Origin of the sequence: Streptomyces montanus (assembly GCF_005786655.1) — a bacterium.
GTDB classification, from domain to species: Bacteria; Actinomycetota; Actinomycetes; order Streptomycetales; family Streptomycetaceae; genus Streptomyces; species Streptomyces sporangiiformans.
Genome location: NZ_VBZC01000154.1, coordinates 1 through 1,516, shown reverse-complemented (window position 1 = coordinate 1,516; position 1,516 = coordinate 1). Strand labels below are relative to the sequence as shown.

Annotated in this window: 2 protein-coding genes; both read right to left on the bottom strand. The window is 68.5% G+C overall.

The annotated features are described in order from the left end of the window. On the bottom strand, nt 1-583 hold a 583-nt coding region (locus tag FE633_RS46870; protein ID WP_425473340.1), incomplete at its 3' end, for an ABC transporter permease. 3 nt (nt 584-586) lie between these two features. Further along, nucleotides 587-1,516 (bottom strand): ABC transporter ATP-binding protein (locus FE633_RS46865; protein WP_138051251.1); only part of this gene is annotated, 930 nt, incomplete at its 5' end.

The following is a 1,516-nucleotide window of genomic DNA, read 5'->3' as shown; positions in this document are numbered from 1 at the left end:
CCGCGGCCGCGAGCAGTCTGCGGTCCACGCCGCGCATCACGCCGTACAGCAGCAGCACGGTGTAGGGCAGCATCATGGAGGTGGTGCCGATGACCACGCCGATCTCGTTGTAGAGCAGCCGGTAGGGCGCCCCCGGCAGCTTCATGCCGGCCAAACTCTCGTTGACCAGGCCCTTGTCGCCGAGCAGGATGATCCAGCCGTAGGTGCGCACCAGGGCGCTGATGAAGTGCGGGACGACGACGACCAGCATCGCAAGGCCCGCCCACAGGGGCTTGAGCCGGGAGATCGCGTTGGCCAGGAGGAATCCGAAGACGAGGCTGAGCAGCGCCGTCTCGGCGGAGATCCGCAGCGTGGTGAACAGGACGGAGAGGTTGACCCCGCTCAGCGCCTCGGCGTACCAGTGCAGGGTGAACGATCCGTCGGTGTTCTTCAGGCTGAGGAGCAGGGTGCTGAAGATCGGGTAGACGAACAGCATGAGCAGGTAGACGACGACCGGCAGGGCGTAGAGGATCCCGATGCGGGTCCTGCGCGAGGCCAGGAGCTTGCGCGGGCGGGCGGGGGCGGTGGCGGTGAGGGCAACCATGGCTCACCCGCCCTGTTCGCTGGTGAAGAGGTTGACGTCGTCGGGGTCGGTGGTGATTCCAACCCGCTCGCCTGCGACGGGGCCGCGGCCGGCGGGTACTTCCAGGCGCAGCAGCGGCGCCTCGCCGCCGTCGACCCGCACTCCGGCGCGGACCAGGGTGCCCACATAGGTGGCGTTCTCGACCGTGCCGGTACAGAACCCGTCATCACTGGCACAGGCCCGCAGTCGGCCCGGCTGCACAGCCACCTTCACCTGAGTGCCGGAGGCCAGCTGGTGGCGGCGCGCCTTCAGCAGGCCGCCGCACTGGTCGAGGCGGACCAGGGTGTGCTCGTCGGTGTGCTGTTCGATACGGCCGGGCAGGAAGTTGGCCGCGCCGAGGAAGTCCGCGACGAAGGGGGTCTTCGGCCGCTCGAACAGCTCCCGCGGGGTGTCGAACTGCTCGATCAGGCCGTTGCGCATCACCGCGATACGGTCCGAGAGGACCAGCGCTTCTTCCTGATCGTGCGTCACGTAGATGACGGTCAGGCCGAGTTCCTGCTGGATGGTCTTGATCTCGACCTGCAGCTGGTCACGGAGCTTTTTGTCCAGGGCGCCCAGCGGCTCGTCCATGAGGATGACCGGCGGGCGGTAGACCAGTGCCCGGCACAGGGCGACACGCTGCTGCTGACCGCCGGACAGTTCGCGCGGCTTGCGGCCGCCGAACCCGGACAGGCCCGCGATCTCCAGCGTCTCCCCGACCCGCCTGCGGATCTCGTCCTTCGGCACTCCGCGCAGGGTGAGCGGGAAGGCGACGTTCTCGCTGACCGTCATGTGCGGGAAGAGCAGGTACTGCTGGAAGACGAAGCCCAGGCCCCGCTTCTGCGGCGCGAGCCGGGTCACATCGCGGTCCCCGACGGTGATGGTGCCGGAGTCCGGTTCGCAGAACCCGGCGAT